Raw genomic sequence first — 24,712 nt, 5'->3', positions numbered from 1 at the left:
TATGGCTGTTCTAGCGGAAGAAGCTTCGTGCCCGCGTGCTCGCGTCTATTTTCGCTCATAGTGTGGGCTGCATTGCCGATGCGCGCTGTTGTCAATCGACCGCCGCTGGCCGAGGGCGGACTTCCGGCACCGGAACTGGCTTGCCATGGTTAGGCAGCCGCTAATTCTCCCTCAACATGGTTGAGGATTATTGCCAGCGAGGTCGGTGGGCTCGTCTTGAGCGCGTCCATACCAATCTCGTAGGGGTCAACTTGCGCGTGTCGGTTCGATACCTTCGCAAAGTTGCCGACCACATATCGGCCGAAGTAACGTGAACCCTCGATGTCATTGACTGACCAGGAACCACTATAGCGGACGACCAGGTACTCGCCAACGTAGTAGGCCAAGCGTGCAAGAAGCCAGGCTCGGTCGTCGCTGCTAACCTCTTGCCGTTGGAGCCAAGCGTCCAGGCCCGGCAGAAAGAGTGCCGGCTCGTTGAGGATTCGGTATGGCTCAGCGAACCCAAGTCGTTCAGCGAAATCGACAAGGACCGGCATTCTTTCAGCAAGAAACGACGGAAACTGAGACTTGCGCGCTTCTATCAATGCACCCTCCGACGTCAGTTATAGACTCTCTCGACTGCCGCTGACCGCCAAGGCCCGCGAGTTGTCGATTCAACTCATATCCTGCCACAGACGTCGACATCTGCTCCTCGCCGAAAGAGGTCAATCCGCGCTGGCCTGCTAGCATCGACGCTAGAGACCTTTGAGGCCAAGCCCATGTCCTTCACCTCGTGCGACAGAGTAGGCATCAAAAGTGTCTACGCTGAATAGAACGTACACGAGTTCCCCGTTGCTCTCCCGACGAAATCCGAGCTGGTCGCCGAAGCAGGTCTCGGCAAAGAAGACCGGCCCGCCATCGCGCGGCAGTGGGTAGATGCTGCGCCAAAAATCTTTCCCATTCCAGGCGAGAAGGGAGTCACGAGGGGCGCCTTCAACTTGGTCTCCAAAGAAGTAGAGGACCCGGTCACCAAAGTACCCTGCCCCGATTTCCCGCCAGAAACTCACTATCTCTTCTGGAACAACGCAACCCAGCTCACGTTGAATCTGGCCGGCCAACGAAGCCCAGTTGACCGGCGCGGAGAACTCATGCTCCTGCGGGAATGCATTCAGAAAATTCTCGAACACCTGTTCAGTCAGGTTCTAACTAGCCGGTACGCACTGCTAGACGAAGAGAGATATGACGCGGTGCGAATGGCACTAGGCCTTCCCGCCAAGGGTATGCACTATTCCCCTCTAATCAGCCCGATGCTTGGCGGCTCGCAAACATCCCATCGCGCAATACTGGCTCCCATACGACTTCATCGTGGAAGTGCGCGCTCTGCGCGAACGCTGGAATCGCTGAGTCGCGTTGGGTAGCGCCATTGGGCGTGCGCTTGGGGGACGCTGGGTGGAGAGGCGAAAGAGAGAGGCTCGATAGAGAAGAACACCCGACGCAAATCCGGACGTCTGCCCGGTCCACCTGGCGTTTCAGTTAATTGTTGCGCCGCTGGGAAACCCAATGTCCACAATGCATTCGCGGACGGCGGCGCAACAACTTCTGAAACGCGGCGCAACAACTATTTCAAATCGCTACTTCTTTTTTGCACAGCGACCGTGTTTACTCGACTGTGACCGACTTGGCGAGATTGCGCGGCTTATCCACATCCGTCCCACGCGCCAGCGCCGTGTGATACGCCAGCAATTGCAGCGGCACCACGTGCAGGATCGGCGAGAGCTGCCCATAGTGCTCCGGCATGCGGATCACCTGAATACCATCGCTCGACTGGATGTGCGTGTCGGCATCGGCAAACACATACAGCTTGCCGCCACGTGCACGCACTTCCTGGATGTTGGACTTGAGCTTCTCGAGCAGCGCGTCGTTCGGGGCCACCGTCACGACCGGCATCTCGTCGGTCACCAGGGCCAGCGGGCCGTGCTTGAGTTCACCGGCCGGGTAGGCCTCGGCGTGGATGTAGGAGATTTCCTTGAGCTTGAGCGCGCCTTCCAGGGCAATCGGGTAGTGCAGGCCACGGCCCAGGAACAACGCGTTCTCACGACGGGCAAACTCTTCCGACCACGCGATGATCTGCGGCTCCAGCGCCAGCACGGCGTTCAGTGCAGACGGCAGGTGGCGCAGGTGGCGCAGGGCGTCTTCTTCCTGCGCGTCGCTCAGATGGCCGCGCAGTTTGGCAAACGTCAGCGACAGCATGTACAGCGCAGCCAGCTGCGTGGTGAACGCCTTGGTGGAGGCCACACCGATTTCCGTGCCGGCACGCGTGAGGAACTTGAGTTCGGTCTCGCGCACCATGGCGCTGGTCGCCACGTTGCACACAGCCAGCGTGTGCTTGTGGCCCAGTTCGCGTGCGTGGCGCAGCGCGGCCAGCGTGTCGGCGGTCTCGCCCGATTGCGAGATCACCACGACCAGCGCGTTCGGGTTGGGCACCGTCTCGCGATAGCGGTATTCGCTGGCGACTTCCACCTGTGTCGGGATCTTAGCGATCGACTCCAGCCAGTACTTGGCGGTGCAGCCCGAGTAGTAGCTCGTGCCGCAGGCCAGGATCAGCACGCTGTCGACCTTGGACAGCACCTCGGCCGCATTCGGGCCGAACAGGTCGGGGCCAAAGCCCAGCACGCCATCAATCGTGTCGCCCAGCGCGCGCGGCTGCTCGAAGATTTCCTTCTGCATGAAGTGGCGGAACGGGCCGAGTTCCACGGCGGCGGCGTACCCACCAACCTCCTTGACCTCGCGCTCGGCCGGCTTGTCATGCACGTCCACCACGGTGAAGCCCTCGCGGGTGATCTCCACCACGTCGCCTTCTTCCAGGTAGGCCATGCGGCTGGCGGTGCCGGCCACGGCCAGCGCGTCGGAGGCGAGGAACGACTCGCCATCGCCCAGCGCCACCACCAGCGGCGACCCTGCGCGCGCACCCACCACCACGTCGGGGTTGTCGCGAGCGAACACGGCAATCGCGTAGGCGCCATGCAGGCGCTTGACGCTCGCGCGCACCGAGGCAAACAGGTTGCCGCGCGTGGCGCTGCTCGGGTACGTATAGGCCTGGTGGATCAGGTGGGCGACCACCTCGGTGTCGGTCTGCGATTCAAAGCCGTAGCCGACGGCCTTGAGCTCGTCGCGCAGCGCTTCGTAGTTCTCGATGATGCCGTTGTGCACCAGGGCGATGGTGTCGCCCGAGAAGTGCGGGTGGGCGTTGACGGTATCCGGCTTGCCGTGCGTGGCCCAGCGCGTGTGGGCGATGCCGATGGCGCCGTCCAGGTGGCTGGTCTGCGCCTGCGTGTCGAGGTCGGCCACGCGCGACACGGTGCGCGCACGCTCGAGCTGGCCATCGCGCTGCACGGCAACACCGCACGAGTCGTAGCCGCGGTATTCCAGACGGCGCAGGCCTTCGATCAGGACGGGAACGATATTGCGCGTGGAAACCGCGCCGACGATACCGCACATGTTGATTTCTCCAGTTTGAGCACAGCGCCGTGATGCGCTGTACTCGGTACGCATTCAGTATCGATGCTCGTGCGCCGCAGCGGCATCCGCTGTTCGGCGCAGGCGGGCATCCGACGCCGCTTCAGGCGCCCTTCTTCTGTTTGACCGGGCGCTGCCAGCTGTCAATGGTGACTTGGCGCGCACGCGAGACCGTCAGCTTGCCATCCGGCGCATCCTTGGTCAGCGTGGTGCCGGCACCCAGCGTTGCGCCCTTGCCCACGCGCACCGGCGCGACGAGCTGCGAGTCGGAGCCGATGAAGGCGTCGTCTTCAATGACGGTGCGGAACTTGTTCGCGCCATCGTAGTTGCAGGTGATGGTGCCAGCGCCAATGTTCACGCGTGAGCCCACCGTGGCGTCGCCCACATAGGCCAGGTGGTTGGCCTTGCTGTGTGCCGCGACCTGGCTGTTCTTGACCTCGACAAAGTTGCCGATGTGCACATCTTCGGCCAGTTGCGTGCCCGGGCGCAGGCGCGCATACGGGCCGATGCGCGAGTCGGCGCCCACGCTGGCCTGCTCGATATGGCAGAACGGCAGGATCTCGGCGCCGGCATGGATGGCCGATTCGCGGATCACGCAGTTGGCGCCCACATGCACGCCGTCCGCCAGCGCCACACGGCCCTCGAACACGCAGTTCACGTCGATCACCACATCGCGGCCGCAAGACAGGTGGCCGCGGATATCGATGCGCGCCGGGTCGACCAGCGTAACGCCGTCTTCCAGCAGTTGCTGCGCGAGGTTGCGCTGGTGAATGCGTTCCAGCTCGGCCAGCTGCACCTTGCTGTTGACGCCCAGCGTTTCCCATTCGGCCAGCGGGTGAGCGGAAGTGATTGGCACGCCGTCGGTGGCGGCGCGCTCAATCACGTCGGTCAGGTAGTACTCGCCCTGCGCGTTGTTGTTCGACAGCGTGGCCAGCCACGTTTTGAGCTTGGCCGTCGGGCAAACCAGAATGCCGGTGTTGACCTCGTGAATGGCAAGCTGTGTTTCGTTGGCGTCCTTCTGCTCGACGATGCGGGTGATGCGGCCGGCAGCGTCGCGCACGATGCGTCCGTAGCCGGTCGGGTCATCCAGGTGCACGGTCAGCACGCCCAGATGATCCTGCCCGGCCGCACCGACCAGCGCATTGAGCGTTTCTGCGCGGGTGAGCGGCACGTCGCCATAGAGCACCAGGGTGGGCACGCTCTCATCCAGCTGGTCAAGCGCCTGCATGACGGCGTGGCCGGTGCCGAGCTGCTGCTCCTGCGTCGCGAAGGTGACATCGGGCGCGCCGACCATCTCACGCACGCGCTCGCCGCCGTGGCCCACCACCACCACCAGGCGTGTCGGCGACATGGACCGCGCGGTTTCGATCACGTGGGCCAGCAGCGGTTTGCCGGCCAGCGGGTGCAGCACTTTCGGCAGGGCGGAACGCATGCGTTTGCCCATGCCGGCGGCAAGGATGACGATATTCACAAGGAGGTTCCTAGAGTGACTCGAAGCGATAGCCTGCGGCGGGTATTCGGGCATGCCAACAGCCGCCCGGAACCTGCTGCCCGCCACCTCCCCTCAAGTTGGCCGGACCGCCTGCAAACCCTTCTATGGGGCGCATTTGCGGCGTATAAGACACAGATGAAAAATTTTAACATGGGGCCTCCCCCCCAGCTGAACCCGTCAAATGGTCGAATTGTTGCAATTGCGCCATTGCCAGGCCGGTTAGTCCGCTGGGTGGTCGTGCTGGCGGCGGTCGTCTCGTTGGGGTGCCTGCAGGCCTGCAGCACCATGAAAATCGGCTACCAGCAAAGCAGCCGGCTCACCTACTGGTGGATCGACGGGCAATTCGACCTGCAGGACGCACAGACCGCTCCCACGCGCGAGGCCATCGCGCGCTTCTTTACATGGCATCGACAAGATCAGCTGCCTCGCATGGCTGCCGTGCTTGAGCGCGCACAAAGCGACTTGCAGCAGCCTGTTTCCGCGCAGCAGATACGCGTGTATCAAGACGCTTTCCAGCAGTTCGGGCGCGCAGCCTTCGACCAGGCCAAACCCGACATCGCCCGCCTGCTGTTGAGCACCACGCCTGCACAGCTCGCGCATGTACAAAAGAAGCTGCAGGAGAGCAACGACAAGTTCCAGCACCGCTATTTGGACGACGATGCGGAAGAACGCCTGCGCGCTCGCCTCAAGAAGGTCATGGAAGACGCCCGTTTGCTGTACGGCAATTTCTCGGCCGCACAGGAAGAGGCCATCCGGTCAGCCATCGCCCCGATGGTGGACAGCACCCCCGCCCGATACGACGAGCGCATCGCGCGCCAGAAAGTCTGGCTGGCACTGATTGCCCGCGTGCAGCAGGAGCACCCGGACGAAGCGACCGTCGTGCAGTGGCTCACCGCCTATGCCGACCAGTGGCAGCACGCGCCCGGGGAGCGCGGCGTCCAGCAGCAACTGCGACGGGAAGCGGACACCGCGATGCTGGTCACCATCGCCAATCTGACGACGCCGCGCCAGAAACAACATGCGCGCGAGCGCCTGCAGGGTTGGATCAACGATGTGCGTGACCTGATGCGCGACGGCGAGACCGGCGCCGCGCATCAGGCGCAGAACAATTGAACGCCGCGATCAGTTCGCGGCGGCTTCGTCAGCGGCGGCCGTATCGGCGGGCTTGCGCTCCGAATTGCGCTCGAAGCGCACGAACTCGATGCGGTCGTCATGCGAGCCGGCAAACACCAGCGGCGCCTGATCGTACGAGGTCTGGCCGAACAGCGAGTCCTCGCCGATCTTGGCCAGGCCCGTGGAGAGGCCGTTGAAGTCGAACAGCTCCGTATCGGCCAGGTGCGAAGGCACGACGTTCTGCAGCGACGCGAAGATCTTGTCGGTGCGGCCCGGATGTTGGCGCTCCCACTCCAGCAGCATCTCCTTGACCTTCTTGCGCTGCAGGTTTTCCTGCGAGCCGCACAGGTTGCACGGGATGATCGGGAACTCCATGGCGCGCGCGTATGACGCGATGTCCTTTTCCGCGCAGTAGGCCAGCGGGCGAATGACGATGTGGTCGCCGTTGTCGGTGGCCAGCTTGGGCGGCATCGCCTTCATCTTGCCGCCGAAGAACATGTTCAGGAAGAACGTGTTGACGATGTCGTCGCGGTGGTGGCCCAGCGCGATCTTGTTGGCGCCCAGTTCCTTGGCGGTGCGGTAGATCACACCCCGGCGCAGGCGCGAGCACAGCGAGCACGTGGTCTTGCCCTCGGGCACCTTCTCCTTGACGATCGAATACGTGTCCGCCTCGACGATCACGTACTCCACCCCCGTCTTCTTCAGGTAATTGGGCAGCACGTCTTCCGGAAAGCCGGGCTGCTTCTGATCGAGATTCATGGCGATCAGCTTGAAGTTGACGGGCGCGCGCTTTTGCAGCGCCATCAGGATCGACAGCATCGTGTATGAGTCCTTGCCGCCGGACAGGCACACGAGGATGGTGTCGCCGTCCTCGATCATCTTGAAGTCGCCGATGGCGCGACCGACCGCCGACTGCAGGCGGGTTTCGAGGCGGTGGAAGTTATTGGAAAACGTCATGGCATGCTGACCCCGCCAGCGCTGAATAATGGCCGAACGGGCGTCAAATCGTGAGGAAAATCAGTATTTTAGCGTGCCCCGGCAGCCTGCGGGGGCACCGTCTGCAGGCTTGGACGAACCGGCCTAGAATCGTCTGCTTCATCCCCTGCCCAACATGGAGACAGCAATGCGGATTCTGGTACTCGGCGCCGGCGGCACCGGCGGCTATTTCGGCGGACGGCTCGCCCAGGCCGGCGCAGACGTGACCTTTCTGGTACGCCCGGCGCGGGCGGCACTGTTGCGCGCGCAAGGTCTGGTGATCCGCAGCCCGGCGGGCGATGCGCAGTTGCCCGTCCAGATCATCACCGCCGACGAGGCTAGCGCCTGGGGCCATGCCGATCTCATCCTGCTGAGCTGCAAGGCCTATGACTTGGACGACGCAATTGCCGCGATCCGCCCCACGGTGGGCGAGCGCACTGTCGTGCTGCCGGTGCTCAATGGGCTGGCGCACTTGGAGCGGCTCGATGCTGCGTTTGGGGAATCGCGTGTGCTGGGTGGTTTGTGCCACATCAGCGCCACCACTGCGCCTGACGGTGCAGTGCTGCACCTAGGGTTTGGACAAGGCCCGGCGGCGCAGTCCATCACCTTTGGCGAGCGCACGCCGCATGCCCCACGTGCGCGCACCGAGGCCATCCGCAACGTGTTCGCCACGGCCAGCTTTGACTCGGTGCTGGCCGACAATGTGATGCAGGACATGTGGGAGAAGTTTGTCTTCCTGACCTCGCTGGCGTCGATGACGTGCCTGATGCGGGCCAACGTGGGCGAGATCGTTGCCACGGATGAGGGTCGTGCGCTGAACGAGGAAATGTTTGCGGCGTGCCAGGCGGTGTCGGCTGCATCGGGGTATCCGATCCGTACGCAGGCGCGTGAGCGTGGTCAGTTGGTGCTGACGCAGGTGGGGTCACCGCTGACGGCATCCATGCTGCGGGATCTGGAAAACGGTGGCCGCGTGGAGGCGGCGCATATCGTCGGGGACATGCTGCAGCGGGGGCGCAAGCTGGGGGTGGATGTTTCGCTCCTGCGGGTGGCTTATGCGCATTTGCAGGCGTATCAGCAGCGGTTGTTGCGGCCTGCTGTTTGAGCGGTGGTGTTTTTTTGGGGAGGGTTGGGGCTTGGTGGTTCACCTCCCTTTCATCCCCTGCCGGGGCTGACTCACTTTCTTTGTCTTGCCAAAGAAAGTAAGCAAAGAAAGGCGCGCCCGAGATGGCGACACCCTCCTTGAATTTCTGTCGCAGGGAGGGGAAGGGGAAAACTCGCTTCGCTCAAACAGTTCCCCTTCCTTTTTCCTCCCTGCAACAGAAATTCAAGGCGCCATCTAGGGCAGGGTACGGCCAAACCACCTGGAGGCAGGTGTTGGGGCAAAGTTCATCTCTTTACTGCCAACCGCCACCTAGTGCTTGCATCAGGGCGGCGGAGTCCAGCAGACGATCGGCACGGCTCTGTACCTGTTGCAGCGTTGCCTGATCAACCTGGCGCTGTGCGTCCAGCAGCGTGAGCGTGCTGATGCCACCGGCGGCGTGGCGAGCTTGGGCGGCTTGCAATGTCTGCTGGGCCTGATCGGTTGCCAGTGCTCGCGCCTGCAGTGCTTGCGCGTCGTTGTGTACGGCGTGCAGGGCGTCGGCCACTTCCTGCAAGCCTTGCAACACGGTCTGCTTGTACGCCGCGCCTGCTGCGTCATAGGCCGCCTCAGCCTCACGCTTCTTGGCGCGCAGCGTGCCGCCGTGGAAGATCGGCTGCGTGAGCCCGGCACCCAGGTTCCAGATGCTGGAGCCGGCGCCCAGCACATTACGGAAACCCGTCGTCTCAGAACCCAGCCCTGCGGACAAGGTGATCCGCGGAAACAGGTTGGCCGTGGCAACACCCACATTGGCACTCGCTTGGTGCCACATCGCCTCGGCGGCGCGGATGTCGGGTCGGCGCTGTGCGAGCGTCGATGGCAATGACACGGGCAGCGGGTCAGGCAAGCGCAAGGCATCGAGCGTGGGCAAGTCCGGCAGCCCTGCCCCTGGCTCACGACCAAGCAGCACCGACAACCGATGCCGCATCTGCGCAGCCTGCTGGGCGAGCGGTGGCAGGGTTGCCTCCGTCTGCGCGACGAGGGTGCGTTGCGAGAGCACGTCAACGTTCGCCACACCACCCAGGTTCAAGCGACGCTCAGTAATCTCGAGTTGCCTGCGCTGCTCGGCCACCAACCGCTGGGTGGTGGCGATCTGCGCATCGAGCGAGGCGATGCGCACCACCGACGTCACCACATTGCCCGCGAGTGCCAGGCGTGCCGCCTCCAACTCATAGCGCTGCGTATCCACTTCCGCACGCGACGCTTCCAAGGCCCGGCGCACGCCACCGAAGATGTCCAACGCATACGACACCGACAGCGATGCCGAGTACAACGTGAACGGCCCCGGCTTGGGTGTGTTGAAACCAAACGCTTCCGGGTTGACTTGCTGGCGCACGGCAGACACGGTGCCATCCACCGTGGGCAGCGCATAGCCGAATTGCGCCTCGGCTTCAGCCTGGGCCTGGCGCAGGCGTGCCTCGGCTTGTGTCACCGATGGGCTGGCACGCAACGCTTCATCGACCAGCGCGTCGAGCGCTGGAGATTGAAACAGGTGCCACCAATCGGCCGGCACATTGGCGTCCGCCAAATGCTGCGTTTCACCACCGGGAACGGGCGCCGACGCCGTCTCGCGCGGCACGGGCTGCGCCGAGTAGCCCGAGGCCACGGGTGCAGCGGGCGTCTTGAAGTCGGGGCCGACGGCGCAACCGCTCATCGCCAATGCAACAGCCAGCACCGTACTCAAGCCCAACGCACGCGCCACCTGCAATTGCCCAAGCGCCAACACATGCCCACTGACGGTTTGGCCGTACCCTGCCCTAGATGGCGCCTTGAATTTTCGTAAGCGGGCGGAAAAAAGACGGGAAACTGTTTGAGCGAAGCGAGTTTTTCCCGTCTCCGCCCGGTTACGGAAATTCAAGGAGTCTTTCGCCATCTCGGGCGCGCCTTTCTTTTGCTTACTTTTCTTTGGCAAGACAAAGAAAAGTGAGTCAGCCCCGGCAGGGGATGAAACAAGGGATGGACCACCACGGCCATCACTGCGAAACATCAGAAACATATGCATGGCCGCCACCTCAATCCAGCGTCTTGCGATAAAACCGCAACGCAATACCCAGCACCACCACCGTAAACACCATCAACGGCCAGATGCTGGGCCACAGCTCAAACCACCCATTGCCCTTGAGCAAAATCCCACGCGTGAGCCGGTTGAAGTACGTCATCGGCAGCAGGTTGCCAATCACCTGCGCCCACTTCGGCATGCCCACAAACGGAAACATGAACCCCGAGAGCAGGATGTTCGGCAGGAAGTAGAAGAACGTGAGCTGCGTCGCCTGCAACTGGTTCTGCGCGAGCGACGACAGCGTGATCCCCACCGTCAGGCTCGCCACGATGAACAGCAGCGCTGACACGTAGACCATCCACACACTGCCGACAAACGGCACCTGAAACACGAAGTACGCCATCAGCAGAATGATGGTCACCTGCACCAGCCCGATGAAGATGTACGGCACGATCTTGCCGGTCATCACCTCCAGCGGATGCACGGGCGTAGCGAGCAGGTTTTCCATGGTGCCGCGCTCGCGTTCGCGCGTCATGGCCAGGCCCGTCATCATCACCATGGTCATCGTGAGGATGGTGCCCATGAGGCCGGGGATGATGTTGTACTGCGTGACGCCTTCCGGGTTGTAGAGCTTGTGGACGCGCACGTCGAATGGCGGTGCGTTGCTCGTCGCACCACCGGTGCCGCCAGCCAGCGGTGCCAGCGCGCCCTTCATGTCCTTGTCGACCACGCCTTGCACCAGTTGTGAGAGCGAGGCTACCGCCAGGCCTGTCGCGGCCGGGTCAGTGGCATCCGCCTCGACCAGCAGCGAGGGCTTCTCGCCGCGCACCAGCTTGCGCGTGAAGTCCGGCGGGATGGAGACCACGAACTGCAGTTGCCCCTTAGCCAGCGCCTCGCGCCCCGCCGTTTCGTCGGGCAAGGTTTTGGCCAGGTCAAAGTAGTTGGAGTTGCGCATGCCGGCCAGGAAGCTGCGCGTGAACTCGCTCTGATCCGCCGCAATCACACCGGTCAGCAGGTGCTTCGGATCGCTGTTGATGGCGAAACCGAACAGAACCAGCTGCATGATCGGAATGCCGATCATCATGGCGAACGTCACGCGGTCGCGCCGCAGTTGCAGGAACTCCTTGAGCACCACGCTCCACCAGCGCTGGAACGAAAAGCGGTTGCCGTTGAGGGTGATGCTCATGGCTGCGCTCCATAGTTGTCGGACGAGCCGCGCATCATGTGGATGAAGACGTCTTCCAGGCCGGTGTCGATGGGCTCCACGCGCACGCCCGATTCACTGGCCAGGCCGCGCAGCGTGGCCTCCAGCGCCTGCGCATCGGCGCCCGTCACATGCAGCACGGAGCCAAACGCAACGGTCTGGTCCACACCGGGCTGGCCCTCGAGCTTGCGCCCCAGGTCCACCAGATTGCCGCCCATCACCGACCACGTTGACAACCGCTGGCTGGCAATCACCTCGCTGGCGGTGCCTTGCGCCAGCAGTTCACCGTAGGCGATGTAAGCAAGCTTGTGGCAGCGCTCGGCCTCATCCATGTAGTGCGTGCTGACCAGCACCGAGATGCCTTGTGCAGCAAGACGATGCAGTTCTTCCCAGAAATCGCGGCGGGCTTTCGGGTCGACACCGGCGGTCGGTTCGTCGAGCAGCAGCAGCTCTGGCTGATGCAGCATGCAGGCCGCCAGCGCCAGCCGCTGCTTCCAGCCGCCCGACAACGCGCCCGCCAGTTGCTTGGCACGCGAGGCGAGACCAAGGTTCTCCAGCGCATGATCCACCGCCTCACGCCGGTTCGGCATCTCATACAGACGCGCAACGAAGTCGAGGTTCTCGCGAATGGACAGATCATCCCAGTACGAGAAGCGCTGTGTCATGTAGCCGACGCGGCGCTTGATCTGCGCGGACTCCTTGAGGATGTCGTAGCCCAAACACGTACCGCTGCCACTGTCGGGCGTAAGCAGCCCGCACATCATGCGGATCGACGTGGTCTTGCCGCTGCCGTTGGGCCCGAGAAAGCCAAAGATCTCACCGCGCGCAACCTGCATGGAGAGGTCTTTCACGACGTGCTTGTCGCCGAAGTGCTTGTTCAGTACGCGCACGTCGATGGCGTAGTCACGCCCACTCGCACCGCCGTCGTTGTGATGGCCCGAGGTGGTCATGGCAACGTCACCTCAACGGGCTGCCCCGGGCGCAGCTTGGGGCCATCGGCCGCCGTGGGACGCGCTTCCACCATGAAGACGAGCTTGTCGCGCGTGGTGTTGCTGTAGATCACGGGCGGCGTGTACTCGGCCTCGTTGGCAACGTAGGTGACGGTGGCGTTCACATCTGCCGCGCAGCCATCGCAGTGAATGCGCGCCGCCTGCCCCGGCTTGAGCGAACCAACCACGCCCTGGGGCACGAAGAAGCGCACCTTCACGTTGGCCGGAGGCAGCATGCGGACGACCGGGCTGCCGGCGCCCACCCATTCCCCTTCTCGATACAGGGTGTCGAACACAAGGCCGCCTTGGCTCGCCTTCTGCGCCTTCTGGTCGAGCCGCCATTGCGCTTGCGCGACGGCGGCACGTGCGGCCTCAACCTGTGCCGCTTGCGCGCGGATCTGGTCATTGCGTGCTGGCAGTCGAGCGATGCGCAGTTGGTTGGTCAGCTCGCGCACGTGCTGCGCGTTGGTCTGCGCGGTGGACCGGCTGGTATCAAGCTGCGCCTGCGGGATGCCGCCCGCGCGGAACTGCGCTTCGTCGCGCGTGAGCTGGATGGCCGAGAGCTTGTCGGCCGCCACCGCCTGCGCCAACTGCGCACGCACGGCATCCACTTCGGGCACACGCTTGCCGAGGTTCAGATCGGCCAGTTGAGCTTCGGCCGATTGCAACTGCGCCGCCGCCTGCTGGCGCGCCGCGGTTTCATCGACGGACTCGAGCACGAACAACGGCGCCCCAGTACTGACGGTCTGCCCGCGCTGCACGCCCAGGTGGTCCAGCCGCCCGCCTACGGGCGAGGCGACATAGACGAACTCGCCCTCTACATAGCCTTGATAGGTGTTGGCGTCCTGCTTCGCACAGCCACTCAACGCTGCAACTGCCGCCGCAACCGCGACCAGACACGCCGTTCTACCGTTCCACAACACTTGCCGCATACCGTGCTCCGCCGGAATGGATTGATGCGATTGATCCGTTGCTATGCCCTACTTGTGCGTCTTGCTCTTGGCTGCCTTGGCTGTCTTGGCTGTCTTGCCACTAGCGTCCGCTGCCGCTGCGCCCGGGCCGATGCCGTGCAGCAACAGCGCCGCCACATGCCGGCCAATGGCCTCGTCATCCACCTGATCTGCCAGAGGCAAGCGCCCCCAAAGCGGCCGCGTGGCCAGCGGCAGCATCGCCAGGCCGATCACCGAAAGCATCAACAGCGGCGGCTGCAAGGCGGGGTTCACTGCTCCGGCAGCCTGCGCTCGGGTGATGCGCCCCACGATCAGCTTGGCGCGCTCCAGTGCGATGCGCTCAAACACACGCTCGCGCAACTGACCACCCTCGCTGGCGATCTCGCGAATCCATAGCGTCGGAAACCACGGCGTGCTCGCCGCCATCGCCACCATGCGCTGCGCCACGCCCGCAATCGTCTGCGCCAAGTCAGGCAAGTGACTGTCGTCGGCAATGCGTTCCAGCGCCGGCCCCGTCACCTGATCGATCAGCGGACGGATGCGCGCCTCCACCACCGCGTCGAGCAGTTGATCGCGCGTCTTGAAGTGGTAGTGCACCATCGGCGCCGTCACGCCAGCCTCGCGCGCGATGGCGGCGAGCGTGGTCGGGCCGACACCATCACGTGCGAACAACGTCACGGCCATGTCGAGCAGGCGGTCGCGCAGGTCGTCCGGCGTCGCGCCATCGCGTCGGCGGGGACGGCCTGGGCCGCGTGGGGAAGGTTTGCGTGTTGCCATGCGCCGAATATTAATTGTCGAATTAATTAATTTCAAGGCAAGGACACGGTGCCGAGCAACTCAGAGAGATCGACTGCGCATTCGGGGAGGCGAGCGAGACTCGTACGGTGGCTGGAAGCAAGGCGGAGCCGGGATAGCGTCAGCACTGCCGCTACGACAGCCGCATCCGCTTCGACGCGGCTCTCGCCTCAGCCATTCGCGGTTGCGGCATCGAGCTGGGCAAGGCGTACGAGCAGACGATCCTGCGCTTCGCTCGGGAAGCTCGACGTGCGGCGCACGGCAAACACGGTGTTCAGGCAGCGCCGCGTTGTCGTCGGCCGCACGACTTGCAGGCGTCCGCGCTCCACCGCTTCCTGAATGGCATGCAGCGGCAGCACGGACCAGCCCACGCCCGCCTCCACCAGCGTACTCACCTCCTCCAGGTCCGACACGTGGTGCGCGCTGACGGTGGTCTCGGGCAAGCGGCGGAAGAGCGCCTTGAACCACAGGCCGTACACCGCATCGGACTCGTCATAAGTGACGAAGGGCAGCGCAGCGCAGTCAGCCAGCGTGCGCGGGGCGCCCTGCTCACGCAGCGCGCGCGCACTGCACGCGAGCACGAACTCCTCGGTGTAGGCAGCGTGGTGCTCGAACAGGCGTGAAGTGCGTGGTGTGTAGACAAAGCCAAGGTCTGCGCGGCCGGACTCGACATGGCCGAAGACTTCGTCATCGCTGCCGAACGCCAGCTCCAGACGCACATCGTCGAGCAACGGCGCGTCGGATTCCGGCGACGGCGTCAGCAGTGCCGGCATCAGCACATAGCGCCCGAAGCTGGAGCCGCTGGCCAGCTTGAGCGACACGCGCTCCATCTCGCCGCTGTGCAGTGCGGCGCGCAATTCATCCAGCCCGGCAAACGCATCACGGCACCACGCACGCACGGAAGCACCGGCCCGCGTAAGCACGAGCTTGCGCCCCGAGCGCTCGAACAGGGGCACGCCCAGCCATTGCTCCAGCTGCCGCATCTGGTACGACAGCGCCGGCTGCGACACGGCCAGGCGGTCAGCCGCGCGCACGAAGCTGCCCTCGTTGGCGACGGTCAGGAAGCTATGCAGATAGCGCAGCGGCGAGTGGGACATGGGCATCGCCGCTCACAACGCTCCCCTGGCGTCGTTGCGCCGACTTGTCGTACTTCAGTACTGCCTACGTCGGCGCGCCTAGCCAGGAGAGCGTTGTGAGCGGCTCCTTAATTGATCAAATTTTTGGATCGAAAAACCAAAAACATTCGATTTGATTTTGAGTTTGTCAGATCGCAGAATTCGCCGCAAGTGAACGACCAACGTGCCCGGAGGCCATCATGACGACCGCACTGCAACATCCGAGCTATGCCCTGGAAGCCGCCTACGGCGCGCGCAACTACGCGCCCCTGCCGGTCATGCTGGAACGCGGTGAAGGTGTGTGGCTGTTCGATACCGATGGTCGCCGCTATCTGGACATGATGTCGGCGTATTCAGCCGCCAGCTTCGGGCACTCGCATCCCAAACTGGTTGCGGCGCTTGTGGAGCAAGCCGGCCGGCTGACGCTCACTTCGCGCGCCTTCCACAACACCGAACTCGGCCCCTTCCTGGCTGACGTGTGCCGCATCACGCGCATGGATCGCGCGCTGCCGATGAACACCGGCGCCGAAGCCGTGGAAACCGCCATCAAGGCCGCCCGCAAATGGGCGCGTGATGTGAAAGGCCTGGCGCCCGACGTGGCCGAGATCATCGTCTTCGAGAACAACTTCCACGGCCGCACGACCACCATCGTCGGCTTCTCGTCGCATGACCAGTATCGCTACGGGTTCGGGCCGTTCGCGGGGGGCTTCCGGCGCATCCCGTTTGGCGATGCCGATGCGTTGCGCGCCGCTATCGGACCCAACACGGGTGCCATCCTGATGGAGCCCATACAGGGCGAAGGCGGCATCGTGGTGCCACCACCGGGCTACCTGACACTCGCGCGGGAACTGGCAACGCAGCACAACGTGTTGCTGGTCTGCGATGAGGTACAAACCGGCCTGGGCCGCACCGGCGATGTCCTGGCGAGCTGGCACGAAGGTGTGGAGGCCGATCTGGTGGTGCTGGGCAAGGCATTGGGCGGCGGTATGGTGCCGGTGTCGGCCATTGCCGGGCGCGAGTCGGTCATCGGGGTGTTCCAACCGGGCGACCACGGTTCGACCTTCGGCGGCAACCCGCTGGCAGCGCACATCGGCCGCGCGGCACTCGCCTTGCTGATCGAAGAACAACTGCCGCAGCGTGCGGCGCGCCTGGGTGACGCCTTCATCGCCGAGTTGAAAACGCTGGTCGGGCACGGCGTGCGCCAAGTGCGCGGCCGCGGCCTGATGATCGGCCTGCAACTCGACGCCGACATCGAAGCCCACGATTTTGTCGTGGCGCTGGCCGAACACGGCGTGCTGTCCAAGGACACCTACGGCAATGTGATCCGCCTCACACCACCGCTGGTGATCGGTCAGGCCGAACTGGAGCTGGCGCGCGACGTGATCCGCCGCACGCTGGCCGACTGGCCGCGCCGCAAAGCGGCATGAACGACGACTGCATCAAGGGGAGCAACACATGACCATCATTGACCTGATCGGCGCGGCCATCGGCTGCGGCGCGCAAGACGACGGCTGCAAGGACGGCCCGCGTGCGCTGCTGCAGGCCGGCGCGCTGGCGCGGTTGCAGACGCCGGATACGCACGGTGGCTTGGTCCACGACATCGAGCTGGCAACGTCGGCCGGGCACAACCGGTCTGCGCGGCTGGCAGCGCTGCCGGGCGTGGCGGGCTTCTCGCGTGCGCTGGCCGATGCGACGGCGCACAGCGTGCGCGAAGGGCACGTGCCGGTCGTCATCGGCGGCGATCACTCGTGCGCGATCGGCACGTGGTCGGGTGTCGCGCATGCCTTGCGCCCGAAGGGCCCGCTCGGCCTGATCTGGATCGATGCCCACCTCGACAGTCACACACCGCAGACGAGCGACTCGGGCGCGATCCACGGCATGCCGCTGGCAACGCTGCTCGGCCACGGTGCACCGGCGCTCACGCAGGTGCGCGATGCCGCGCCCAAACTGCTGCCGCAACACGTCGTGGTGATTGGCGCACGCAGCTACGAGCCGGCCGAACGCGCGCTGCTCGATCTGCTGGGCGTGCGTGTGATTGATGCCGCTGAAGTGGCACGCAACGGCTTGCGTGCTGTGATGGCGGACGCCATCCGCTTGGTCACGTCAGGCACGGCGGCCTTTGGCGTCACGCTGGATCTGGATGCCTTCGACCCCGAAGTGGCACCGGGTGTGGGCTCACCCGAGACAGACGGGCTCACCGCGCAGGGCATGACGCAAGCGCTGGCCGCCTGCGCACGCGACGCACGATTTGCAGCATTCGAACTGGTGGAATACAACCCGCGCCATGACAAGGGCGGGATCACGGCGCACCTGGCGCTCGACCTGCTGGGCAGCGTCGCGGGCGCGTTGCACGCCCAGCGCCGTGAATATGCGAGTGCTGCTTAATCCTTGATGCGGAACACTTCCACGCCCACCGATTCGCAATCCGGATAGACATCCGGCTTCTCCGTCGACACCCGGGCGGCGCGCACGTGCGGGTGCTTGAGCATCGCCGCCAGCACGTCATCGCACAGCGTTTCCTGCAGGTGAACGTGGCCCTGCGCCATGCGGCGCGCCACGGTATCGCGCATGAAATCGTAGTCCACCACTTCATGCAGCTTGTCCTGCGTGGGCGACGAGTATTCCAGCGGCACGTACAGCTCGATGTTGATCAGGACGCGCTGCTCGCCCTTCTTCTCGAAGTCGTGCACGCCAATGTTGATCTGCACCTCGTAGTTGCGCAAAAACATGCGGCGGCAGTTCGACAGGCGCGGGTGGGATAGCAGGGAAAGCATGAGAGGCGTCCGGGGGAAAAATTATTCAGTGAGGAACATCACGTCGCGGGCCAGCGGCATCAGGTGCTGGCCTCCGTCGACGAACAGCGTGGTGCCGGTCACGGCACGTGCGGTGGCGAGGTAGCACACCGCCTCGGCAATGTCTTCCGGCGTGGACGACTGGCCCAGCGGCGTCATCTGATGCGCGCGCGCAAACCCACCTTGCGATTGGTCGCCCGACACCATGGTGATGCCGGGGGCCACGCCCACCACGCGCAGCGCGGGGGCCAGCGCTTGCGCCAACTGCATCGTCGCGGTGGACAACGCCGCCTTCGATAGCGTGTACGACAGGAAATCCGGGTTCAGATTGTCGAGCTTCTGATCGAGCAGGTTGATGACCACGCCACGCACGGCGGTGCTGTCGGGCTGCTCGGCAACCAGCGCCCGATGCAACTCGCGCGACAGCAGCAGCGGCGCTGCCACATTGGTGCGCATGTGCGTATCGAGCGATGCGTAGCTGAAGCTGGTCGCCACGTCGTACTGGAACAGCGACGCGTTGTTGACCAGGCACGTGGGCGTACCCAGTGCAGCGATGCAGTCGCCAATCAGGCGGCCGGCAGCGACCTCATCCGACAGGTCGGCCTGCAGCACGGCGGCACGGCGGCCCATGGCGGTGATCTCGGCGGCCACGGCATCGGCCTCGGCGCGCGAGCGGTGGCAATGCACAGCCACATCCCAGCCGTGGCGGGCCAGGGCCAGGGCAATCACGCGGCCCACGCGGCGGGCGGCGCCCGTCACCAGCGCAATGCGGGCTGGTGCGGTTGATGCGGCATTCGATTGAGTCGGCGTCTGCGCCATTGTTTACAATCCGGCAATGAGCAAAACCATGAGTTTACCGCTTCCCAACGAGGCGGCGCAGGCGCAATCCGCGCACCTGTTCGCCCTGATCGCCGACGCCATTGCGGCCGCCGGCGGCTGGCTGGCATTCGATCGCTACATGGAACTGGCGCTCTACGCGCCGGGCCTGGGCTACTACAGCGGCGGCGCGGCCAAGTTCGGCCGCCGCGTGGAAGACGGCGGAGACTTCATCACCGCGCCCGAACTGACGCCGTTCTTCGGCCGCACTGTCGCACATCAGATCGCACAGGTGCTCGAAACGCTGCCCGAGGGCCAGCGCCACGTGCTGGAATTTGGTGCCGGCACCGGCAAGCTGGCCGCCGACATCCTCACCGAACTCGATGCGCTGGGTATGCGCCCCGACAGCTACGGCATCGTCGAACTGTCCGGCGAGTTGCGCCAGCGCCAGCAGGAACGGCTGGCCGCGTTGGGGCCGGAACTGGGCGCCCTCGCGCAGTGGCACGACACGCTGCCCGCGCCGTTTACCGGCGCGATGGTCGGCAACGAAGTGCTCGATGCGATGCCCGTGTCGCTGTGGGCGCGGCGTAGTGGCGTGTGGCACCAGCGCGGTGTGGTGCTCGACGCCGAAAACGGCCTGCAGTGGGAAGACCGTCTCGCCGATCCGTCTGAGGTGCCCGCCAAGCTCGCCGCCCTGCCCGGCACGGACGACGTCATCACCGAATCGCACGAAGCCGCCGAGGGCTTCATCCGCAGCACGGGCACGGCGCTCGCGCGCGGCTTGCTGCTGCTGATCGACTACGGCTTCCCCGCAGCCGAGTACTACCACGCACATCGCGCCAACGGCACGCTCATGTGCCACTACCGTCAGCACGCACACGACGACCCATTCTGGTTGCCGGGCCTGCAGGACATTACTGCGCACGTCGATTTTTCGGGGATTGCCCAAGCGGGGCACGAGGCTGGGCTGGAACTGCTCGGCTACACGAGCCAGGCGCGCTTCCTGTTGAGCGCGGGTGTGGGGGAGCTGTTGATGACGCTCGACCCATCCGATCCGATGCAATTTCTGCCGGCCGCAAATGCCGTGCAGAAGCTGCTCTCGGAAGCGGAGATGGGCGAGCTGTTCAAGGCCATCGCGCTGGGCAAGGGCATCGATGCGGCGCTGCCGCTGGCCGGCTTTGCGGATGCCGACCGCTCGAACCGCCTAGGCTAGCCAATCAGGCGGACGCTGCCTTGGCGGCCTTGGCTTCCAACGCGCGTTCGTTCTGCTCGGCCTCGTAGCGGCCGATCGTGCCGCGCATCCACCACAGCAGCGCCACGCCTGGAAAGGCCAGCGCCACCGACATCAGATAGAAGGTCGGCCAGCCGTAGGCTGCCACGAGGTAGCCTGCGGTTGGCCCGACGTACACACGGCCGATGGAGGCCAGCGCCGACAGCAACGCGTACTGCGTCGCCGAGAACGACCGGTTACACAGCGCCATCAGCAGCGCCACAAACGCCGCCGTGCCCATGCCGCCGCAGAGGTTTTCAATGCCGACGGCCAGCGCCATGCTCCACAGGTGCTTGGGGCTGACCGACAGCGCCCAGTAGGCAAGGTTGGACACCCCTTGCAGCACGCCGAACAGCAGCAGCGACCTCACCAGCCCAAGGCGCACCATGAGCGTGCCGCCGTAGAGCGCGCCGACAATGGTGGCCGCCAGCCCCAGCGTCTTGTTCACGATACCGACCTCGCCGGCCGAAAAACCGACGGCGCGAATCAGGAAGGTCGTCGACAGGCTGAGCGCAAATGCATCGCCCAGCTTATAGAGCACGATCAGCGCCAGCAGCGCCCAGGCGCCACGGCGCGAGAAGAAATCCCTCAGCGGGCCGAGCACCGCTTCCTGCAGGCTGCGCGGCGGGCGCGCCGACACCTCCGGCTCGGGCGACCACAGCGTGGTGAAGATGCCCAGCGCCATCAGCCCGGCCATCAGCAAATACATGTTGCTCCAGCCCATCACACGATCAGCCAGATACAGCGCCAGGCCGCCTGACACGAGCATCGCCAGCCGGTAACCGAGCACCTTCACGGCCGCGCCGACACCGCGCTCGCTGGCATGCAGCACATCGGTGCTGTACGCGTCGAAGACGATGTCCTGCGACGCCGACAGGAACGCCACCAGCACCGCCAGCCCGGCCAGCGCCCACAGCGCGGCATGCGGCGGGGTGAAGGCCATGGCGGCAATCGACACCACCAGCCCGGCTTGCGTGAGCACCAGCCAGCCGCGCCGCCGGCCCATGAGCGGCGGCGTGAAGCGATCCATCAGCGGCGCCCACAGAAACTTGAAGATGTACGCCTGCCCCACCAGCGAGAACAGCCCGATGGTGCGGATATCCAGCCCCTCCACCGTCATCCACGCCTGCAGCGTGCCCGAGGTGAGCGCCAGCGGCAGGCCGGAAGCAAAGCCCAGCATCAGCATCGCGCCGATGCGGCGGTTGCGGAAAATGTCGAGGTAATCGTGGAAGGTCATGCGGCGGGCGGAGATGCGATGCGGGTTGCCACGTAGCGTGGGCGGGTGCGTTGGCCGATATTATGTCTCAGTCGATTCCGCTCACTGCTTCCATGCCACGTGTCTCACGCGCCCTGCTGACAATCGCCGGCTTCACCCTGGCCACATGGGCCACCGCCATGGACGGCCCGTTGCCGGTGCCTGCCGACGGCGTGAAGCTGGAAGCGCCGACCACCACCTCGCCCAACGTCCGCCTCGTCATTCCGGCCGAGGAAATCGAGAAACGTGCGCAGGCCGAATACAAGGGCATCATCGGCAACGCTGCGCACGAAGGGGCGCTTGCCCCAGACAACGTGCCGGACCTGATCCGCATCCGCGCCATCGTCAAGCGGCTCACGCCGCAGGCACCGCGCTGGAACCCCGACGCTGCCCACTGGCAGTGGGAGGTCAACCTGATCGGCGCCTCCCAGGTGAATGCGTTCTGCATGCCGGGCGGCAAGATCGCCGTGTTCTCCGGGCTGGTGGAACAGTTCAAGCTGACCGATGACGAACTCGCCATGGCGCTCGGGCACGAGATCGCCCATGCGCTGCGCGAACACGCCCGCGCCCGCGCTGGCCAGCGCGAGATCACCAACCTGGGCGCCAATGTCATCTCGCAGCTCTTCGGCTTCGGCAACCGCGGCGACACGGACCTGGGCGAAGGCGCCAAGATGCACCTGCTGGCGTTCTCACGCGCAGAAGAAACCGAGGCCGACCTGGTTGGCATGGACATCGCCTCGCGCGCCGGCTACGACCCACGTGCCGCGCTCACGCTGTGGCAGAAGATGGGCTCGATCGGCGGGGCGGAGCAGAAGCAGTTTCTTTCCACGCACCCGTCGGGGCGCACGCGCATGGTGGTGCTCTCGCGCCATCTACCGGAAACGCTGCCGCTGTTTGCCGACGCCATGCAAATGCCGATGGCCAAGCTGTCGGCCTATCGGTCGAACATGCAGTATCTGGGGGCGGCACCTGTTGATAATGGGGATGAGGCGCCGATGCGGCCGATGGTGCGGCCTTAGATAATCAAACGTTAATCAATGCGTGTCCGTTTTCCGAGACGCTTTGCTTTATCCAATCCCGCGTCAAAATCGCGACGACGATCCAGCGCGCCGGCTCGCCAAAACCCAGCAACCCCGCCAACCGAATGGTTTCGCGGGGTTTTTATTTGGCACGATCACGCTGCTGACGCTCGGCTGCAGAAAACCCGCGTAGCCCACCAGCTAGTAGGGATCGCCATTTCCATAAGGAAATCCTAAGAAAACAATAATGCCCGCCTTGTACGCTGCGCCCCGCAGCTTTACTGCACACAAATCTCCACAAAAATCAGGGATAAGAAGAAATGAATACTTGGGGCAAGGGATTCACGGGAATCGTGCTGGCGTGCGCGCTGGCCGCTTGTGGCGGCGGCGGTGATGGTGGCAGCAGCAACGGCGGCTTTGCCGATCCGAATGGCTTCACGATGAGTGCCACCGTCGGCGGCACGAAGGTGCAATCGTTCAGCGCGGGTAGCGGCCAGACCACCGCGCTGACGGTCAAGTCGGGCCAAGACTTGCGTCTGGACACGACCGGCGACGTCAACTGGACATCAGGCAACGCGACCAGCAATACCGTGGTCTCAGTCAAGGGTGCCAGCACACAAAGCTGGACGGCCGGCCTGATGAGCCCGCCGGGTGGCACGTTCACGATCACCGCGACGTCGGCCAAGGATGCGAGCAAGTCGGCCAAGCTGACGGTGACGGTGACGCCGCATGAGTACACCTCCGGCGCGCCGCAAACCGCTGGCCGTGTCACAACCTGGACGGAAACGACCGCACGCCTGAGCGGTGGCGCGCCAGAAGTCCACGAGCGCGTGAACACGACGACTAACGTCGACAGCACGACGGGCTATGCCACGATGCCCTCAACCGTCGACGGCGTGGCCGACGAAACCTACACGCAAGATGCTGACGGCAACCGCATCAAGCGCAAGCGTACGGACGGCAGCATCTGCACGTACACCCCGAAGCGCACGCTGGTGAGCTTCCCCCTGTCGGTCAACAAATCATGGACGTCGGCATGGACGTACAGCTGCGACACCGGCTATCAGGAAACCGTCAACGCCACCTCGACCGTGGAAGCCTATGAGCCGGTGACGATCGCTTCCGGCACGTTCAACGCGCTGCGCATCCACCACGTGCAATCGATTACGAAGTCCACAGATGGCAATCTGCCAAGTGGTACGTACGGCATCGATATGCGCTGCTGGTGGGACGTCGCTGGCCAACGCACCGTCAAGTGCGACCAGAACTACACCTACAAGGACACCGCTCCGGCGAACTACGTGAAGACGTTCTCGCAAGACCTGAAGTCGGTCAAATAAGCACTGCGCACAGCATCACCGCACTATCGGCCCCGCAGGCTCTCCTGGCCTTGCGGGGCTTTCTATTTGTGCGCTCGCCTTTGCGCGGCGCGACAACGCCATCCCCGCCACCGTCGCCCCCAGAATCAGCACTGCGCCACCCGCCTGCACCGGGCTGAACCACTCGCCCAGCACCAGCGCACCCAGCACAGTCGCTGTCAGCGGGCTCAGCAGCGAGAGAAACGTCACGTCCGCGCCCAGCACACCGATACCGCGAATCCACAGCCAGTAGCCCAGCGCCGTGCCGATCACGATCAGGTACGCAAAGCCAACAGCATTGCGCGCCGTGAGCACAGGCGGCAGCCCCTCCACGAACAACGCGACCGGCAGCAGCACCAACCCACCCAGCGCGAGTTGCCAGGCGGCCACGGCCAGCGGCGTGCCGATGCGGCCCCAGCGCTCGATGAGCACCGTACCCATTGCCATCGACAGCGCAGCGGCCAGCGCCGCCGCCACGCCAATCGCATCCAGCTTGGCCGCCGGCCCGAGAATCAGCAGCCCCACCCCCAGCGACCCCGCCAGCGCCACCACCAGTTGCACCGGACGCGGCTTACGTGCGAGCAGCGGCCACGCCAGCAACGCCACCACCAGGGGCTGCGCAGACATGATCGTTGCCGCCACGCCCCCCGGCAGGCGCTGCGCCGCTACGAACAGCAGCGCGAAGAACACCCCGATGTTGGCCAGCCCGAGAAACAGCAGTGGCAGCAGCTTGTTGCGCGGCGGCAAGCCGGGGCCGAGCAGCATCAGCAACACACCAGCGGGCAGCGCACGCAGTGCGCCCACCAGCAGCGGGTGGTCGACCGGCAGCGTCTGCGTGAAGACGAGATAGGTCGTACCCCACAACATGGGCGCCACGGCGGTGGCCAGCATTGCGGTCAGGCGGTTGAACGGCATGATGAATCTCCACGTCACGTAA

The 24,712-nt window shown here is 64.6% G+C and carries 22 protein-coding genes; 7 read left to right on the top strand and 15 right to left on the bottom strand.

Translation table 11 applies throughout. The annotated features are described in order from the left end of the window. Positions 1-149: 149 nt before the first annotated feature. From V6657_RS00345 to glmU, 4 genes are all read right to left on the bottom strand, one after another. Positions 150-584, bottom strand: a complete 435-nt coding sequence (locus V6657_RS00345) for a hypothetical protein (RefSeq protein WP_137884806.1) — start codon at positions 582-584, stop codon at positions 150-152. Positions 585-734: 150 nt separating this feature from the next. After that, positions 735-1,166, bottom strand: coding sequence for a hypothetical protein (locus V6657_RS00340; protein ID WP_048934478.1), 432 nt, complete (start codon positions 1,164-1,166; stop codon positions 735-737). A 472-nt stretch (positions 1,167-1,638) separates the two neighbouring features. Then, complete coding sequence (gene glmS / locus V6657_RS00335) at positions 1,639-3,477, bottom strand: glutamine--fructose-6-phosphate transaminase (isomerizing) (RefSeq protein ID WP_048934477.1); 1,839 nt, start codon at positions 3,475-3,477, stop codon at positions 1,639-1,641. A gap of 121 nt (positions 3,478-3,598) precedes the next feature. Beyond that, positions 3,599-4,966, bottom strand: coding sequence for a bifunctional UDP-N-acetylglucosamine diphosphorylase/glucosamine-1-phosphate N-acetyltransferase GlmU (gene glmU, locus V6657_RS00330; RefSeq protein ID WP_048934476.1), 1,368 nt, complete (start codon positions 4,964-4,966; stop codon positions 3,599-3,601). Between the two features lie 15 nt (positions 4,967-4,981). On the opposite strand from glmU, the gene V6657_RS00325 reads away from it, so the two are divergent. Next, complete coding sequence (locus V6657_RS00325; RefSeq protein WP_338754768.1) at positions 4,982-6,100, top strand: DUF6279 family lipoprotein; 1,119 nt, start codon at positions 4,982-4,984, stop codon at positions 6,098-6,100. 9 nt (positions 6,101-6,109) lie between these two features. On the opposite strand, the gene ttcA is transcribed toward V6657_RS00325, so the two are convergent. Continuing rightward, complete coding sequence (gene ttcA, locus V6657_RS00320) at positions 6,110-7,057, bottom strand: tRNA 2-thiocytidine(32) synthetase TtcA (RefSeq protein WP_048934475.1); 948 nt, start codon at positions 7,055-7,057, stop codon at positions 6,110-6,112. 166 nt (positions 7,058-7,223) lie between these two features. Here ttcA and panE point away from each other — a divergent pair, with 166 nt between their 5' ends. Beyond that, positions 7,224-8,177, top strand: coding sequence for a 2-dehydropantoate 2-reductase (gene panE, locus V6657_RS00315; protein ID WP_048934474.1), 954 nt, complete (start codon positions 7,224-7,226; stop codon positions 8,175-8,177). 292 nt (positions 8,178-8,469) lie between these two features. On the opposite strand, the gene V6657_RS00310 is transcribed toward panE, so the two are convergent. The 6 genes from V6657_RS00310 to V6657_RS00285 all read right to left on the bottom strand — a co-directional run bounded on the left by V6657_RS00310 (position 8,470) and on the right by V6657_RS00285 (position 15,247). Continuing rightward, positions 8,470-9,903, bottom strand: a complete 1,434-nt coding sequence (locus V6657_RS00310) for an efflux transporter outer membrane subunit (protein WP_137884811.1) — start codon at positions 9,901-9,903, stop codon at positions 8,470-8,472. A gap of 322 nt (positions 9,904-10,225) precedes the next feature. Then, positions 10,226-11,392, bottom strand: coding sequence for an ABC transporter permease (locus V6657_RS00305; protein ID WP_082170229.1), 1,167 nt, complete (start codon positions 11,390-11,392; stop codon positions 10,226-10,228). Positions 11,393-11,394: 2 nt separating this feature from the next. Next, positions 11,395-12,366: an ABC transporter ATP-binding protein gene (locus tag V6657_RS00300; RefSeq protein WP_048934472.1), complete on the bottom strand. Its 972-nt coding sequence runs from the start codon at positions 12,364-12,366 to the stop codon at positions 11,395-11,397. Continuing rightward, complete coding sequence (locus V6657_RS00295; protein ID WP_048934471.1) at positions 12,363-13,337, bottom strand: HlyD family secretion protein; 975 nt, start codon at positions 13,335-13,337, stop codon at positions 12,363-12,365. Before V6657_RS00295 ends, V6657_RS00300 begins: the two co-directional genes overlap by 4 nt. A 48-nt stretch (positions 13,338-13,385) precedes the next feature. Continuing rightward, positions 13,386-14,132 carry a TetR/AcrR family transcriptional regulator gene (locus V6657_RS00290; RefSeq protein WP_048934470.1) on the bottom strand — a complete coding sequence of 249 codons (747 nt, stop codon included), beginning with the start codon at positions 14,130-14,132 and terminating at the stop codon, positions 13,386-13,388. A gap of 188 nt (positions 14,133-14,320) precedes the next feature. Then, entirely contained in the window at positions 14,321-15,247 is a 927-nt protein-coding gene (locus V6657_RS00285) for a LysR family transcriptional regulator (protein ID WP_048934469.1), read from the bottom strand. A 218-nt stretch (positions 15,248-15,465) separates the two neighbouring features. On the opposite strand from V6657_RS00285, the gene rocD reads away from it, so the two are divergent. Beyond that, entirely contained in the window at positions 15,466-16,692 is a 1,227-nt protein-coding gene (gene rocD / locus V6657_RS00280; protein ID WP_048934468.1) for an ornithine--oxo-acid transaminase, read from the top strand. Positions 16,693-16,720: 28 nt separating this feature from the next. Continuing rightward, positions 16,721-17,650: an arginase gene (locus V6657_RS00275; protein ID WP_048934467.1), complete on the top strand. Its 930-nt coding sequence runs from the start codon at positions 16,721-16,723 to the stop codon at positions 17,648-17,650. On the opposite strand, the gene V6657_RS00270 is transcribed toward V6657_RS00275, so the two are convergent. Next, entirely contained in the window at positions 17,647-18,039 is a 393-nt protein-coding gene (locus tag V6657_RS00270) for a dihydroneopterin aldolase (protein WP_048934466.1), read from the bottom strand. The two genes, V6657_RS00275 and V6657_RS00270, sit on opposite strands and share 4 nt — an antisense overlap. 21 nt (positions 18,040-18,060) lie before the next feature. After that, positions 18,061-18,876 (bottom strand): SDR family oxidoreductase, encoded by an 816-nt coding sequence (locus V6657_RS00265; RefSeq protein WP_048934465.1) that lies wholly within the window; start codon positions 18,874-18,876, stop codon positions 18,061-18,063. 16 nt (positions 18,877-18,892) lie between these two features. On the opposite strand from V6657_RS00265, the gene V6657_RS00260 reads away from it, so the two are divergent. Continuing rightward, positions 18,893-20,086 carry a class I SAM-dependent methyltransferase gene (locus tag V6657_RS00260; protein ID WP_048934464.1) on the top strand — a complete coding sequence of 398 codons (1,194 nt, stop codon included), beginning with the start codon at positions 18,893-18,895 and terminating at the stop codon, positions 20,084-20,086. A gap of 4 nt (positions 20,087-20,090) precedes the next feature. On the opposite strand, the gene V6657_RS00255 is transcribed toward V6657_RS00260, so the two are convergent. Then, positions 20,091-21,380 (bottom strand): muropeptide transporter, encoded by a 1,290-nt coding sequence (locus V6657_RS00255; RefSeq protein ID WP_048934463.1) that lies wholly within the window; start codon positions 21,378-21,380, stop codon positions 20,091-20,093. Positions 21,381-21,472: 92 nt separating this feature from the next. On the opposite strand from V6657_RS00255, the gene V6657_RS00250 reads away from it, so the two are divergent. Then, positions 21,473-22,417: a M48 family metallopeptidase gene (locus V6657_RS00250; RefSeq protein WP_048934462.1), complete on the top strand. Its 945-nt coding sequence runs from the start codon at positions 21,473-21,475 to the stop codon at positions 22,415-22,417. Positions 22,418-22,737: 320 nt separating this feature from the next. Then, the gene (locus V6657_RS00245) at positions 22,738-23,757 is read left to right on the top strand and encodes a hypothetical protein (RefSeq protein ID WP_048934461.1); all 1,020 of its coding nucleotides are present in this window, start codon (positions 22,738-22,740) and stop codon (positions 23,755-23,757) included. 15 nt (positions 23,758-23,772) lie between these two features. Here the strand turns inward: V6657_RS00245 and V6657_RS00240 are convergent, their stop codons facing one another. After that, positions 23,773-24,690, bottom strand: a complete 918-nt coding sequence (locus V6657_RS00240) for an EamA family transporter (RefSeq protein ID WP_048934460.1) — start codon at positions 24,688-24,690, stop codon at positions 23,773-23,775. Positions 24,691-24,712 lie beyond the last annotated feature (22 nt).

The sequence above is a fragment of the Ralstonia sp. RRA genome, from assembly GCF_037023145.1.
Classification (GTDB): Bacteria; Pseudomonadota; Gammaproteobacteria; order Burkholderiales; family Burkholderiaceae; genus Ralstonia.
This window is presented reverse-complemented; position numbering and strand designations above follow the sequence as displayed.